This is a genomic window from Klebsiella terrigena (genome assembly GCF_006539725.1).
Classification (GTDB): Bacteria; Pseudomonadota; Gammaproteobacteria; order Enterobacterales; family Enterobacteriaceae; genus Klebsiella; species Klebsiella terrigena.
In genome coordinates, this window is record NZ_BJNO01000003.1 from 183,793 (window position 1) to 197,911 (window position 14,119).

The following is a 14,119-nucleotide window of genomic DNA, read 5'->3' on the forward strand; positions in this document are numbered from 1 at the left end:
CGGCTACGATGCCTGCGATAGATAATCCAGAAACCGGCTGAGGGCAAGCGATGGCGTTTCACTTTTTCGCCAGAATACCCCGACGCTACCTTTTTGTTCGATGCGCGGCAAATTAAGAATTGCCAGCTGCTGCTGTTCGGCAAAGCGCTGTGCCAGGCGTAAAGAAAGAATAGAGATCATGTCGCTGCTTTGCAGCAGGTTGCTGGTGACGTTCATCGACGCCGACTCGATGGTATTTTCCGGCAGCATCACGCCATTATCGACCAGGGCGTTGTCAATGCTCAGGCGGATCGGCGTGCCGGTTGGCCAGACTATCCAGCGCCAGTGGGCGAGGTCGGCCCAGCCGAGGCTCGTCATCTGCGCCAGCGGGTGATCGGGGCGGGCGACGAAGCACACCGGCTCGGTATACAGCACCCGATAGTTAAGCGGCAGCTCCAGCGCCCGTCCGCCCACCCGGCCTACCACCACGTCCACCACTCCGGAGAGTAGGTCGTGAAGCAGGGGGGTCATCACCTTTTCTTCGATGTTCAGATGCAGGCTCGGCATCTCCTTGAGCAGCGAGAGAATGGCCAGCGCAACGCAGTCGGTGGCCACCGGCGAACAGCCGATCATCAGGCTACCCACCAGCCCGCCCTGTTTGAAGCGCTCAATCTCATACTGCGAGCGGGACATATCGTTGATCAGGCGCTGGGCGTGCTGCAGCAGCAGCTTGCCGCCTTCGGAAGGGCGTAGGCCTTTGCTATGGCGTTCGAACAGCAGCATGCCGACCTCTTCTTCAAACTGAGTCAGCCATTTAGAGAGCGCGGGCTGGGTAATATTCATCATTTTCGCCACCTGCGTCAGGTTGCCCTGCTCGCCGAGTGCCACCAGCATTTGCAGATGATGCAGCTTCAGTTTTTGCGTCCAGTTTGCCATTAGCAATAACCTCCAGGTTATGTCTATGCCCGAGATACCATTGTACATTTCATCGCCTGAGTTACAAAATCGCAACATAAAAGAAATAAATACAACATCTCCTCCTCCCTGCACTGAGGCATAACGATGACTCAACGACGTGAATTGCAAACGCTGCTGGACGCCGCTCCGGTAGGTGCCCGGCAGTGGCGCGTGATTATCTGCTGTTTTCTGGTGGTCATGCTCGACGGTTTTGATACCGCCGCCATTGGCTTTATCGCCCCCGATATTCGCGCCCACTGGCAGCTCGGCGCCAGCGAGCTCGCGCCGCTGTTTGGCGCAGGCCTGCTGGGCTTAACCGCCGGCGCTCTGCTGTGTGGCCCGCTTTCCGACCGCTTCGGTCGCAAGCGGGTGATTGAGTTCTGCGTGGCGTTATTTGGCCTCTTTAGCCTGCTTTCGGCCTTTTCCCCCGACCTCGAGACGCTGGTTATCCTGCGCTTCCTGACCGGGCTCGGCCTCGGCGGGGCGATGCCGAACACCATTACCATGACCTCTGAGTATCTGCCCGCCCGGCGGCGCGGTGCGCTGGTGACCCTGATGTTTTGCGGCTTTACCCTCGGTTCGGCGCTGGGCGGCGTGGTCAGCGCCCAGCTGGTAGCGCAGATTGGCTGGCACGGCATCCTGGCGCTTGGCGGCGTTCTGCCGCTGCTGCTGGCCGCGGCGCTGCTGGCGGTGCTGCCGGAATCCCCGCGCTGGCAGATCCGCCGCCGTCTGCCGCAGCCGGTGATTGCGAAAACCGTCGGCGCTATTACCGGCGAGCGCTATGAGCAGACCCATTTTTGGCTGGATGAGCCGGCCACCGGCGCTAAAGGCAGCATCGGCCAGCTGTTCGTTGGCCGCCAGCTGCCCATTACCCTGATGCTATGGGTGGTGTTCTTTATGAGCCTGCTGATTATCTACCTGCTTTCCAGCTGGATGCCGACGCTGCTCAACCATCGCGGCATCGACCTGCAGCACGCCTCGTGGGTCACCGCCGCTTTCCAGATTGGCGGCACCTTCGGCGCGCTGCTGCTGGGCGTGCTGATGGATCGCTTTAATCCGTATCGGGTGCTGGCGCTGAGCTACTGCCTGGGCGCGGTCTGCATCGTGATGATTGGCCTTAGCGAGAACGGCCTGTGGCTAATGGCGCTGGCGATTTTCGGCACCGGGATTGGCGTCAGCGGTTCGCAGGTGGGCCTTAACGCGCTAACGGCCACGCTCTATCCGACCCAGAGCCGCGCCACCGGCGTCAGCTGGTCAAACGCCGTCGGCCGCTGCGGAGCCATCGTCGGCTCTCTCTCCGGCGGCATGATGATGGCGATGAATTTCTCATTCGATACCCTGTTTTTCGTCATCGCCGTTCCGGCCGCGATTAGCGCAGGAATGCTGATTTTGCTGACCCTGGTTGTCCGCAATCCGATTACCGTACCCGACGCGCTGCCCTCCGCGGGCATCGTGAATAAATAAGGAGAACAATCATGTCTCAGCACGCAACGGAAGTTACCGGCGGTCGCCAGCAGTTTTATGAGCATATCTCGGGCCAGAACCTGACGCCTTTGTGGGAGTCGCTGCATCATCTGGTGCCGAAAACGCCGAACGCCAACTGCGCGCCGGCCTACTGGAATTATCAGGAAATTCGCCCGCTGCTGCTGGAAAGCGGCCGGCTGATTGGCGCCAAAGAAGCGGTGCGTCGGGTGCTGGTGCTGGAGAACCCGGCCCTGCGCGGCCACTCCTCCATTACCTCCTCGCTGTATGCGGGTTTACAGCTGATCATGCCCGGCGAGGTGGCGCCGAGCCATCGGCATAATCAGTCGGCGCTGCGCTTTGTCGTGGAGGGCGAAGGGGCCTTTACCGCCGTCGACGGCGAGCGCACGGCGATGCGTCCCGGCGACTTTATTCTCACCCCGCAGTGGCGCTGGCACGACCACGGCAACCCCGGCGATGAGCCGGTTATCTGGCTCGACGGCCTCGACCTGCCGCTGGTGAACTATCTGGGCTGCGGCTTTGCCGAAGATTACCCTGAGGATCAGCAGCCGGTCACCCGCAAGGAGGGCGACTATCTGCCGCGCTACGCCGCCAACATGCTGCCGCTGCGCCACCAGGTGGGCAACTCCTCGCCGATCTTTAACTACCGCTATGACCGCAGCCGCGACGCGCTGCATGAATTGACCAAAATGGGCGCCGCCGACGAGTGGGACGGCTACAAAATGCGCTACGTCAATCCGCTCACCGGCGGCTACCCGATGCCATCAATGGGCGCTTTCCTGCAGCTGCTGCCCAAAGGCTTTAGCTCGCGGACCGCGAAAACCACCGACAGCACTATCTACCACGTCGTCGAAGGGAGCGGGCAGGTTACCGTCGGCGAGCAAACCTTTACCTTCCAGGCGAAAGACATCTTCGTGGTGCCGACCTGGCACGGCGTCTCTTTCACCGCAGCGCAGGAGACGGTGTTATTCAGCTTCTCGGACCGCCCGGTCCAGGAAACCCTCGGCCTGTTCCGCGAAGCGCGTTACTAATAATAAGGACTCGATCATGACTCAATACGTTTTTGCTCCCCAGGCCCCGGTTACCGTTCCCGTTGTCGGCAGCGAGGAGCAGTTTCCCGTGCGCCGCGTCTACTGCGTGGGGCGTAACTATGCCGCTCACGCCCGTGAAATGGGCTTTGATCCGGACCGCGAGCCGCCGTTTTTCTTCTGTAAACCGGCCGATGCGGTGGTGGCGGTAGCCGCAGGCGAAACCCTCGATTTGCCCTATCCGGCGCAGACGGACAACTACCACTACGAAATCGAGCTGGTGGTGGCGATCGGCAAGCGCGGCAGCGATATTCCGCTGGAGCAGGCTCACGACTATATCTGGGGCTACGCGACCGGCCTCGATATGACCCGCCGCGACCGCCAGATGGAGATGCGTCAGATGGGGCGTCCGTGGGAAATCGGCAAGGCGTTCGATCTCTCCGCGCCGATTGCGCCGCTGCACAGAGCGGATAGCGTGGCGGTTAATGAGGCGGCGATTTGGCTGCAGGTAAACGGTGAAGACCATCAGCGCAGCGATATTCGCCATCTGATCTGGTCGGTTAACGAAACCATCAGCTACCTCTCCGGCTTCTTCGAGCTGCAGCCCGGCGACCTGATTTTCACCGGCACCCCGGAAGGCGTTGGCGCGGTGGTGAAAGGGGATGTGATTAACGGCGGCGTGGATGGACTGACGCCCATCGCCGTGCGCGTGGCGTGAGGTGAGCGATGAAGCTGTACAGTTTTTTCAATAGCTCCGCTTCATACCGGGTGCGTATCGCCCTGGCGCTGAAGGGGATCGACTACCAGAGCGTGGGCGTCAATATTCGTATCGGCCAGCAAAACGCCCTCGAGTATCGGCGGCTGAATCCGGTCGGGCTGGTGCCTGCGCTGATGACCGACGAGGGCGAATCCCTGGGCCAGTCGCTGGCGATCGCCGACTGGCTCGACCGGCACTATCCGCAGACGCCGCTGTTGCCCCAGCAGGATCCGGCGCGGATGCGGGTGCTGGAGATCGTCTACGCCATCGCCTGCGATATTCATCCGATTAATAACATGCGCGTTTTGCGCTACCTTAGCGATGAGCTGAAGGTGAGCGAAGAGGACAAGCAGCGCTGGTATGCGCACTGGGTCCAGCAGGGGCTCAGCGCGGTGGAGCAGCTGCTGCGCCACGCCCGGTCCGGCGCGTTTTGCGTCGGCGAGACGCCGACGCTGGCCGACTGCTGCCTGGTGCCGCAGTGGGCCAACGCTCAGCGCATGGGCTGCGACCTGAGCCACTATCCGCGCTGCCAGGCGGTCTATGACGCCTGTACCCGGCTTCCGGCGTTTATCGCCGCCGCGCCGGAAAATCAACAAGACAAAATTCCGGCTTAGGGGGACAGAGCATGGCGAAAGTGACGCGAGCAACGATTGTCGGCGGGGGAATTGGCGGCGCGGCGACGGCGCTCTCCCTGGCGCGCCAGGGCATCAAGGTGATGCTGCTGGAGAAGGCCCATGAGATCGGCGAAATTGGCGCCGGGATCCAGCTTGGCCCCAACGCCTTTTCGGCGCTGGATAGCCTGGGCGTGGGCGAAATTGCCCGCCAGCGTGCCGTCTTCACCGATCACATCACCATGATGGATGCGGTGAACGGCGAAGAGGTGGTGCAGATTAAAACCGGGCAGGCCTTCCGCGACCATTTTGGCGGCCCCTACGCGGTTATCCACCGGGCGGATATTCACGCCACCGTCTGGGAAGCAGCGTTAACCCATCCCGACGTCGAGTACCGCACCTCAACCCAGGTGGTGGATATCCGCCAGAGCGCCGACGAGGTAACGGTCTATGACGATCGCGGCAACGTCTGGACCGCGGATATCCTGATCGGCTGCGACGGCGTGAAGTCGGTGGTTCGCCGGAGCCTGCTGGACGACACGCCGCGGGTCACCGGCCACGTGGTGTACCGGGCGGTGGTGGAAGCGGCGGATATGCCGGAGGATTTGCGCATCAACGCGCCGGTGCTGTGGGCCGGGCCGCACTGCCATCTGGTGCACTATCCGCTGCGCGGCGGCAAGCAGTACAACCTGGTGGTGACGTTCCACAGCCGCCAGCAGGAGGAGTGGGGCGTACGCGACGGCAGCAAAGAGGAGGTGCTCTCCTACTTCCAGGGGATCCATCCGCGCCCGAGGCAGATGCTGGATAAACCCACCTCGTGGCGGCGCTGGTCCACCGCCGATCGTGAACCGGTCGAGAAGTGGGGCAATGACCGTATCACTCTGGTCGGCGACGCGGCCCATCCGGTGGCGCAGTATATGGCCCAGGGCGCCTGCATGGCGCTGGAAGATGCGGTCACCCTTGGCAAGGCGCTGGCGCACTGCGACGGCGATGCCGCCCGCGCGTTCGCGCTGTATGAATCGGTGCGAATTCCGCGCACCGCGCGCATCGTCTGGTCAACTCGTGAAATGGGGCGGATCTACCACGCCGCAGGCGTGGAGCGTCAGGTGCGCAACCTGCTGTGGAAGGGCAAAACTCAGGCCGAGTTCTATCGCGGCATCGAGTGGCTGTACGGCTGGAAGGAAGATAACTGCCTGCAGCCGCGCTAGCGCAGGCTGCCGCGGCGCCGGCGGCGGGAAAACCCGCACGGAGCCCTTTCAACCGGCACGGAGAGGCGCTAACATAGCGCCTCTTTTTTTCCGGGCAATGAATAACAATATGCGGGTATTACTGGCGCCGATGGAAGGCGTGCTCGATTCGCTGGTGCGCGAGCTGCTGACCGAAGTCAACGATTACGATCTGTGCATCACCGAATTTTTGCGCGTGGTGGACCAGCTGCTGCCGGCGAAATCGTTCTACCGACTCTGCCCGGAGCTGCATCACCACAGCCGGACGCCTTCCGGAACCCGCGTGCGCGTGCAGCTGCTCGGGCAGTATCCGCAGTGGCTGGCGGAGAACGCCGCCCGGGCGGTGGAGCTCGGCTCGTGGGGCGTTGACCTGAACTGCGGCTGCCCGTCTAAGCTGGTTAACGGCAGCGGCGGTGGCGCGACGCTGCTGAAGGATCCGGAGCTGATTTATCGCGGCGCGAAGGCCATGCGTGAAGCGGTCCCAGACCACCTGCCGGTGACGGTAAAAGTGCGCCTCGGCTGGGACAGCGGCGAGCGGCGGTTTGAAATTGCCGACGCCGTACAGCAGGCGGGCGCCAGCGAGCTGGTGGTTCACGGACGCACCAAAGAAGAGGGCTACAGGGCGGAGAGCATCAACTGGCAGGCGATCGGCGAGATCCGCCGCCGTCTGACGATCCCGGTGGTGGCCAACGGCGAAATCTGGGACTGGCAGAGCGCGCAGGCGTGCCTGGCGGCCACCGGCTGCGACTCGGTGATGATCGGTCGGGGAGCGCTGAACGTGCCGAACTTAAGCCGGGTGATAAAATATAACGAACCGCGCATGCCGTGGCCGCAGGTCGTGCTGCTGCTGCAAAAATATACCCGTCTGGAAAAGCAGGGCGATACCGGCCTCTATCACGTGGCCCGCATCAAGCAGTGGCTCAGCTATTTACGTAAAGAATATACCGAAGCGCTGGGGGTATTTAATGAGATCCGTACCCTAAAAACCTCTGCCGAAATTGCCGCGGCTATCGCCCGTTATTAATCTCAGGAGTGTTAATTGGCTCACAGATTATTACTTAGGAAGTTCCTGTTGATGGGAATTTCATTAAGGGAGTGATATTGTGCCGTTCTAATATTCAGGGTTGCTACTGATTACAGGCAAAACCTAAGCACTTCCGCCAGTCGTGGTGGGGAGTGCTTAGGTTTTTTTTTGCCTTCAATTTATGGAGATTTTAGTTATTAAATAAAACAATGAGTTGTAAATAAAGGTGCGATGCGGCTAAGCGGTTTAATGACCGACAACGCCCTTTTCTCCAAAAATAAAAAAATAAAATAAAAACGGGCAACTTTATTGCCTGCGGACAGCTATTACCTTTACTCAGTCAGGTTGGATATATCTATGAACGACAAAAAAATAAATCGCCTGTTCTCTCTGCTGGCATTTTCACTATTGACGCCGGCGGCGTTGGCTGCCGAAACGCCGGCGTGGAACGGTAGCGTATTAGGTTTTGAAAACCCGCAAAAAGGGCTGCTGGGTGATATGGCAGGCATTCGCCCAATACTTACCGATCTGGGATTTAATTATAACCTCGGCTATCTCAATGAAATGGGCTATAACGCCGGCGGCGGCTATAACCATGATAAGCATCTGGCCTATATCGACCAGCTGGCGCTGACCTTTAACCAGGATCTTGAGCGCTGGACCGGGATCCCCGATGCGCGCATCGAAGGGAATATCGTCAACCGTAATCACGACGACAATCTGACCACCAGGCGGCTGCAGGATCCGCGGGTTAACTTTAACGATCTCTCCCAGGAGAGCTGGGGCGGGCAGTCCATCACCCGCCTCGGCTGGCTCACCTTCGCCCGCAGCTTTGACGACCGGCGCCTGACCTGGCGAATCGGCATGATGAACAAAGTGCAGACGTTCGATCAGATCATTCCCTGCGACTTCCAGCTGCTCTCGCAGTGCGGCGGTAAATCCGCCAACTCGCTGACGTGGAATAACTGGAACGTGCATACCTGGGGGACCACCTTCGAATATAAGCTGATGCCGATGCTCACCCTGAAGGGCGGGGTGATGGAGCAGAACCCGCAGGCCGCTTCCCGCAGCCACGCGTGGAGCTGGTCGACGAAGGGCAGTAAAGGCGTGCTGCTGCCGCTGGAAATTGAGGCTCGTCCGATGATTAACGACCTGCCTGGCGCCTATAACCTCGGCGTGCTGTTCACCAACGCGCCGCAGAGCGATCTCTATTACGGCAAATCCGGCGGCCCCGGCGCGACGGACCCCGACGGCTATGCTCAGCATAACCGGACCTGGTTCCTGTACGGCGGGCTCAACCAGCAGGTCACCCGGCACGCCGACGATCCTGAGCGCGGCATGAGCCTGTCGCTGAGCGGCAGCTACAGCGACCAGCGCAGCAACTATATCCATACCGCCGTGGCCGCCTCGATGCGCTATCGCGGCCTGTTTGACGCCCGACCGGCGGACTGGATCGGCTTTGGCCTGACCTGGATGGATATGAGCGACAGCTACGCCCGCAATCAGCGCTATATGAACCAAATCAGCGGGGCCACGAACGACTACGATGCCAGCTATCAGCCGGTGGCCGGGCATTCGCTGAACGCCGAACTCTACTATCGCTTCCGCCCGATTTCCTGGCTTGAGCTGCAGCCAGGCCTGCAGTACTGGCACCGTCCCGGCGGCATCGCCGAGACCCAGGATGCGTGGGTTGTGGAGTGGAAGACGGTGGTCACTTTCTAAAAAACGCCGCGGCGATACGCTGTTAGCCGCGATCTGTATCACGTTTTTTTGCCTGGGTAGTTGAGACAAAGAAAGAAGTTGCTACAGTGCTGGAGTTGGATTGCTACTGCTTAGGCAGGCAAAACCTGATTTCCTGGCATTTGTCGGGGGTCAGGTTTTTTTGTTTCCGGGGTTCATATGCAAATCGCCAAAGTTCTTAATAACAATGTGGTGGTTATTCTCGACGAGCAGCAGCGCGAGCAGGTCGTAATGGGGCGAGGGCTTGCCTTTCAGAAACGCGTCGGCGACTCGCTGGACGAAAGTAAAATTGAAAAGGTCTTCGCGCTGCAGAGCGATGAGCTGGTTGGCCGTCTGGGGGAGTTACTCAGCCAGATACCGCTGGAAGTGATGACCACCTGCGACCGAATTATTGAGCTGGCGCGCGGGCGGCTGGGCAAACTGCAGGAGAGTTTGTACATCACCCTGACCGACCACTGCCACTTCGCCATTGAGCGGCAGAAAAACGGCGTGACCATCCGCAACGTCCTGCTGTGGGAAATTAAACGGCTGTATCCGAAAGAGTTTGAGCTGGGGCAGGAGGCGCGGGCGATTATTGCCCGGCGGCTCGGCGTTGAGCTTGCCGAAGACGAGGCCGGGTTTATTGCCCTGCATCTGGTCACCGCCCAGCTCAACAGCGAAATGCCGGAAGTGATGCACGTCACCCGGGTGATGCAGGAAATTCTGCAGCTGGTGAAGTATCAGCTGCAGCTGAACTATGACGAAGAGTCGTTAAGCTACCAGCGCTTTGTCACCCACCTGAAGTTTTTCGCCCAGCGGATGCTGACCCGCACGGTGGTGGAAGATGATGACGTGACGCTGCACAGCGCGGTGAAGGACAACTACCCCAGGGCGTGGAAGTGTGCGGAAACCGTGGCTCGACATCTGCAGAAAAGCTATCAGCGGCAGCTGACGACGGAAGAGATTATGTTTCTTGCCATTCATATTGAACGGGTAAGAAAAGAGGGGCGTTAGCCTCCAGCGACCAAAAATTGGATTGTTACTGCATAACGCAGGCAAAACCTGAGCGCGACGCCATCCGGCGTTGTTCTCGGGTTTTTTTTTATTTTAACACTCAGTCACTGGCCGCCCGTGGGCGGCTGAAGTCAAGGAAAACAGCATGGAATATAAAGCACTCGCGCAGGATATTCTTAGCCGGGTTGGTGGCAAAGAGAATATTGTGAGTCTGGTTCACTGCGCTACACGGCTGCGCTTTAAGCTTAAAGAGAATAAAAAGGCGGACGCGGAAGGGCTGAAGATGAATCCGGGCGTCATTATGGTGGTCGAAAGCGGCGGCCAGTTTCAGGTGGTGATCGGCAACCACGTTCACGACGTCTGGCAGGCGGTGCGCAGCGAAGCCGGGCTGACCGACGACAGCGAGCCGGTGGCGGAAACGGGTGAAAAAACCTCGGTTCTCGGCCAGATTATCGACGTGGTGTCCGGCATCTTTACCCCGTTTATCGGCGTCCTGGCGGCGTCGGGGATCCTTAAGGGCATGCTGGCGCTGGCGGTGGTGTGCGGCTGGCTGGCTCCGCAGCAGGCGACGTATCAGATCTGGTTTGCTGCCAGCGACGCGCTGTTCTTCTTCTTCCCGCTCTTTTTAGGCTATACCGCCGGCAAAAAGTTTGGCGGCAATCCGTTTATCACCATGGTTATCGGCGGGGCGTTAACCCACCCGCTGATGATTCAGGCCTTTGAGGCCAGCCAGGTGTCGGGAGCCGGGGCGACGCATTTCCTCGGCATCCCGGTGACCTTTATCAACTATAGCTCGTCGGTTATCCCGATCATTCTCGCCTCGTGGGCCAGCTGCTGGCTGGAGCGGCGCAGCAACGCGGTGCTGCCGCCAGCGATGAAAAACTTCTTCACCCCGGCCATTTGCCTGGCGGTGGTGGTGCCGCTGACCTTCCTGGCTATCGGCCCGGTTGCAACCTGGCTGAGCCAGCTGCTGGCCCACGGTTACCAGATTATCTACGCGGTTGCGCCGTGGCTGGCAGGGGCCGCAATGGGCGCCCTGTGGCAGGTGTGCGTGATCTTTGGTCTCCACTGGGGGCTGGTGCCGCTGATGATTAATAACCTGGCGGTACTGGGTCAGGATTCGATGCTGCCGATGCTGCTGCCGGCGGTGATGGGGCAGGTGGGGGCCGCGCTGGGGATTTTCCTGCGCAGCCGCGACGCGCGGCAGAAGGTGCTGGCCGGGTCGGCTATCTCTGCCGGGATTTTTGGCGTCACCGAACCGGCTATCTACGGCCTGAACCTGCCGCTGCGTCGGCCGTTTATCTTCGGCTGCGTGGCCGGGGCGATCGGCGGGGCGATTGTCGGTTTTAGCAACAGCCACGTTTACTCCTTCGGCTTTGCCAACATTTTCACCCTTGCGCAGATGATCCCGCCGCAGGGCATTGATGCCACCCTGTGGGGCGGTGCGATCGGTATCGTTGCCGCGCTGGTTATCTCCTGCGTGCTGACCTTTGTCGCCGGGATGCCGAAGAGCAGCGCCGGGGAGGCCGCCGTCGTCACCGCTCCGGCAGGCGAAAACGATATTCTGGCCCCGATGTCCGGCAGCGTCCTGGCGCTCGATCAGGTTCCCGACGGCACCTTCGCCAGCGGCCTGCTGGGGCAGGGCGTGGCGATTATTCCCGCCATCGGCAAGGTTATCGCCCCGTTCTCTGGCGAAGTGGCCTCCTTATTCCAGACCAAACACGCGATTGGCCTGCTCAGCGACAGCGGCATTGAGCTGCTGATCCATGTCGGTATCGACACCGTTAAGCTCAACGGCGAGCCCTTTACCGCCCACGTGAAGGAAGGGGACAGGGTGCAGGCCGGTGACCTGCTGCTGGAGTTCGATCGCCAGGCGATTCTGGATGCCGGCTATGACCTGGCAACCCCGATTATTATCAGTAACAGCGACGGCTATCGCAGCGTTGATATTGTATCTGGCAGCGTGGTTGACGCCGGCCAGCCGCTGCTGTCCGTCAGCCATTAATTACAGGAGAGAGAGATGAAGACATTCCCAAAAACGTTTTTATGGGGCGGCGCGACCGCGGCAAACCAGGTGGAAGGGGCGTATCTGGACGACGGGAAGGGGCTGTCGACGTCAGACGTTCAGCCGCACGGCGTATTTGGCGACGTGGTTGAGCGCGTGGCCGGCGACAGCGGCATCAAGGATATCGCCATCGACTTCTACCACCGCTATCCGGAAGATATCAGCCTGTTCGCGGAGATGGGCTTTAACTGCCTGCGGGTGTCGATTGCCTGGACGCGCATTTTCCCCAACGGCGACGATAGCGAAGCGAACGAAGCCGGGCTGGCCTTCTATGACCGGCTGTTTGATGAGCTGGCGCAGCACAACATCACCCCGCTGGTGACGCTGTCGCATTACGAAATGCCGTGGGCGCTGGTAAAAAACTACGGCGGCTGGGGCGGGCGGGAGGTCATCGGCTTCTTTGAGCGCTATGCGCGCACGGTGTTTGCCCGCTATCAGCATAAGGTCAAGCTGTGGCTCACCTTTAACGAAATCAACATGTCCCTGCATGCGCCGATGACCGGCGTCGGCCTGCCGGAGGGCAGCAGCAAGGCGGCGGTCTACCAGGCGATACATCATCAGCTGGTGGCAAGCGCGCTGGCGGTTAAGGCCTGCCACGAGATAGTCGAAGACGGGAAAATCGGCAATATGCTGCTCGGCGGCCTGATGTATCCGCTCAGCTGCCGTCCTGAGGATATCTTTGAGACCCTGCAGCAGAACCGCAGCTGGCAGTTCTTCGGCGACGTGCAGTGCCGCGGCGCCTATCCGGGCTATATGCTGCGCTATTTCCGCGAGCAGGGTATCAGCCTTGAGATAACCGACGCCGACCGCGCGGCGCTGAAGGAGACCGTCGATTTTATCTCCTTTAGCTACTATATGACCGGCTGCGTGACCGCCGACGAAGAGCTGAATAAAAAAGCGCGCGGCAACATTCTCAGCATGGTGCCCAACCCGCACCTTGCGAGCTCGGAGTGGGGCTGGCAAATCGACCCGCTGGGCCTGCGCACGCTGCTTAACGTCCTGTGGGATCGCTATCAAAAGCCGCTGTTTATCGTTGAAAACGGCCTCGGCGCGAAGGACAAGGTCGAAGCGGACGGCAGCATCAATGATGACTACCGCATCGCCTACCTGAACGATCATCTGCTGCAGGTGCGGGAGGCTATCGACGACGGCGTTGAGCTGATGGGCTATACCAGCTGGGGGCCCATCGACCTGGTGAGCGCCTCGAAGGCCGAGCTCTCCAAGCGCTACGGTTTTATTTACGTCGATCGTGACGACGAGGGTAAAGGTACGCTGGCGCGCAGCAGGAAGAAGAGCTTTAGCTGGTATAAAGAGGTTATTGCCAGCAACGGCGCCAGCCTGAAAGAGTAAGCCGCTCGGCGGCCCGCAGGTTCCGGGCCGCCAGCCGGTTACGCCGGCTTACGCCGGCTTACGCGCGCGCAGTAAAAAGATCATCGGCCGCTCTTTTTCTTCATCGAGGCCCGGCTGGGCGGCAATTTGCGCCGCCGTCGGGCCCCACTCATCAAGATATTCAATCACGAAGCCAGCGGCAACCAGCAGGTTTATCCAGCTGGCGAGCTTACGGTGCTGTTTTTTTACCCCATCGGCAAACCAGTTGCTGATGCGCTCACCCTCCTGCTGATAGTGGCTGACCGGCCAGCTTTTCTGCCCCTCGGCATCTTCCTGCCAGCCCTGACGCAGCGGCGCGGTGTAGACCGGATGTTCGGCGGAAAAGAGCAGCGTGCCCCCCGGGGTCAACGCCTGATAAACGGTGGCGAACAGCGGGGCCACGTCCGGCAGATAGTGCAGGGCCAGCGAGCTGTAGACCAGCTCGCAGCCGTTGGCGGGCAGCGTCAGGGTTTGCAGATCGGCGCAGCGGTAGTCAATATCCTGACCCTCGCTCATTTCGCGCGCGCGTTCGAGCATGCGGCTGGAGATATCCAGCCCGCTCACCTGTGCCGCGCCCTGGTCGCGAGCCCAGCGGCAGAACCAGCCGTAGCCGCAGCCGAGATCAACCACCCGCAGGCCGGATAGCGGCGGCAGCATCTGCTGAATGGCGGGCCACTCCGGCGCGCCGTCAAGGCCCTTCACCGAACGGTCGAGGGTCGCGTAGCCGGCGAAAAAGCTCGGATCATCGTAAATATTCTGGCTCATGTTCACTCCGTGAATTCATTTATTTATTTTTAACCATATGATTTGGCTAGCCACACGCTTTACTTAACGGCGCGAAGGCAATTAATTTATTATACCCGACCTTATTAAGTAATCTGACCTATCT

General features: G+C 60.2%; 11 protein-coding genes and 1 pseudogene. 10 read left to right on the forward strand and 2 right to left on the reverse strand.

Annotated elements, in window-relative coordinates:
- Window positions 1-3: 3 nt before the first annotated feature.
- On the reverse strand, window positions 4-915 hold the full coding sequence (locus RTE01_RS05785; protein WP_141334782.1) for a LysR family transcriptional regulator: 912 nt from the start codon (window positions 913-915) through the stop codon (window positions 4-6).
- 126 nt (window positions 916-1,041) lie between these two features.
- Between RTE01_RS05785 and mhbT the strand changes: the two genes are divergently transcribed.
- The 10 genes and pseudogenes from mhbT to RTE01_RS05835 all read left to right on the forward strand — a co-directional run bounded on the left by mhbT (window position 1,042) and on the right by RTE01_RS05835 (window position 13,212).
- A complete protein-coding gene (gene mhbT, locus RTE01_RS05790) occupies window positions 1,042-2,400 on the forward strand; it encodes a 3-hydroxybenzoate transporter MhbT (RefSeq protein ID WP_134527078.1) in 1,359 nt (452 codons plus the stop codon).
- A gap of 11 nt (window positions 2,401-2,411) precedes the next feature.
- Window positions 2,412-3,449 carry a gentisate 1,2-dioxygenase gene (gene gtdA, locus RTE01_RS05795; RefSeq protein WP_041146469.1) on the forward strand — a complete coding sequence of 346 codons (1,038 nt, stop codon included), beginning with the start codon at window positions 2,412-2,414 and terminating at the stop codon, window positions 3,447-3,449.
- Between the two features lie 16 nt (window positions 3,450-3,465).
- Window positions 3,466-4,164: a fumarylacetoacetate hydrolase family protein gene (locus tag RTE01_RS05800; protein WP_134527075.1), complete on the forward strand. Its 699-nt coding sequence runs from the start codon at window positions 3,466-3,468 to the stop codon at window positions 4,162-4,164.
- An 8-nt stretch (window positions 4,165-4,172) separates the two neighbouring features.
- Window positions 4,173-4,817 carry a maleylacetoacetate isomerase gene (gene maiA / locus RTE01_RS05805; RefSeq protein ID WP_115192232.1) on the forward strand — a complete coding sequence of 215 codons (645 nt, stop codon included), beginning with the start codon at window positions 4,173-4,175 and terminating at the stop codon, window positions 4,815-4,817.
- A gap of 11 nt (window positions 4,818-4,828) precedes the next feature.
- Complete coding sequence (locus tag RTE01_RS05810) at window positions 4,829-6,022, forward strand: 3-hydroxybenzoate 6-monooxygenase (RefSeq protein ID WP_115192233.1); 1,194 nt, start codon at window positions 4,829-4,831, stop codon at window positions 6,020-6,022.
- A gap of 109 nt (window positions 6,023-6,131) precedes the next feature.
- Entirely contained in the window at window positions 6,132-7,064 is a 933-nt protein-coding gene (dusC, locus tag RTE01_RS05815) for a tRNA dihydrouridine(16) synthase DusC (protein ID WP_045856435.1), read from the forward strand.
- A 357-nt stretch (window positions 7,065-7,421) separates the two neighbouring features.
- Window positions 7,422-8,786: a carbohydrate porin gene (locus RTE01_RS05820; RefSeq protein ID WP_141334784.1), complete on the forward strand. Its 1,365-nt coding sequence runs from the start codon at window positions 7,422-7,424 to the stop codon at window positions 8,784-8,786.
- Between the two features lie 177 nt (window positions 8,787-8,963).
- Window positions 8,964-9,797 carry a transcriptional antiterminator BglG gene (gene bglG / locus RTE01_RS05825; RefSeq protein ID WP_041146464.1) on the forward strand — a complete coding sequence of 278 codons (834 nt, stop codon included), beginning with the start codon at window positions 8,964-8,966 and terminating at the stop codon, window positions 9,795-9,797.
- A gap of 32 nt (window positions 9,798-9,829) precedes the next feature.
- A pseudogene (gene bglF, locus RTE01_RS05830) lies at window positions 9,830-11,802 on the forward strand (PTS beta-glucoside transporter subunit IIABC).
- 15 nt (window positions 11,803-11,817) lie between these two features.
- Window positions 11,818-13,212 (forward strand): glycoside hydrolase family 1 protein, encoded by a 1,395-nt coding sequence (locus RTE01_RS05835; RefSeq protein ID WP_076945726.1) that lies wholly within the window; start codon window positions 11,818-11,820, stop codon window positions 13,210-13,212.
- Between the two features lie 48 nt (window positions 13,213-13,260).
- Here the strand turns inward: RTE01_RS05835 and RTE01_RS05840 are convergent, their stop codons facing one another.
- The gene (locus tag RTE01_RS05840; protein ID WP_141334786.1) at window positions 13,261-13,995 is read right to left on the reverse strand and encodes a class I SAM-dependent methyltransferase; all 735 of its coding nucleotides are present in this window, start codon (window positions 13,993-13,995) and stop codon (window positions 13,261-13,263) included.
- Window positions 13,996-14,119: the final 124 nt, after the last annotated feature.

Coding starts and splice junctions, on each gene's coding strand:
- RTE01_RS05785 (WP_141334782.1), bottom strand. CDS start 915: ATGGCAAACTGGACGCAAAAACTGAAGCTGCATCATCTGCAAATGCTG.
- mhbT (WP_134527078.1), top strand. CDS start 1,042: ATGACTCAACGACGTGAATTGCAAACGCTGCTGGACGCCGCTCCGGTA.
- gtdA (WP_041146469.1), top strand. CDS start 2,412: ATGTCTCAGCACGCAACGGAAGTTACCGGCGGTCGCCAGCAGTTTTAT.
- RTE01_RS05800 (WP_134527075.1), top strand. CDS start 3,466: ATGACTCAATACGTTTTTGCTCCCCAGGCCCCGGTTACCGTTCCCGTT.
- maiA (WP_115192232.1), top strand. CDS start 4,173: ATGAAGCTGTACAGTTTTTTCAATAGCTCCGCTTCATACCGGGTGCGT.
- RTE01_RS05810 (WP_115192233.1), top strand. CDS start 4,829: ATGGCGAAAGTGACGCGAGCAACGATTGTCGGCGGGGGAATTGGCGGC.
- dusC (WP_045856435.1), top strand. CDS start 6,132: ATGCGGGTATTACTGGCGCCGATGGAAGGCGTGCTCGATTCGCTGGTG.
- RTE01_RS05820 (WP_141334784.1), top strand. CDS start 7,422: ATGAACGACAAAAAAATAAATCGCCTGTTCTCTCTGCTGGCATTTTCA.
- bglG (WP_041146464.1), top strand. CDS start 8,964: ATGCAAATCGCCAAAGTTCTTAATAACAATGTGGTGGTTATTCTCGAC.
- RTE01_RS05835 (WP_076945726.1), top strand. CDS start 11,818: ATGAAGACATTCCCAAAAACGTTTTTATGGGGCGGCGCGACCGCGGCA.
- RTE01_RS05840 (WP_141334786.1), bottom strand. CDS start 13,995: ATGAGCCAGAATATTTACGATGATCCGAGCTTTTTCGCCGGCTACGCG.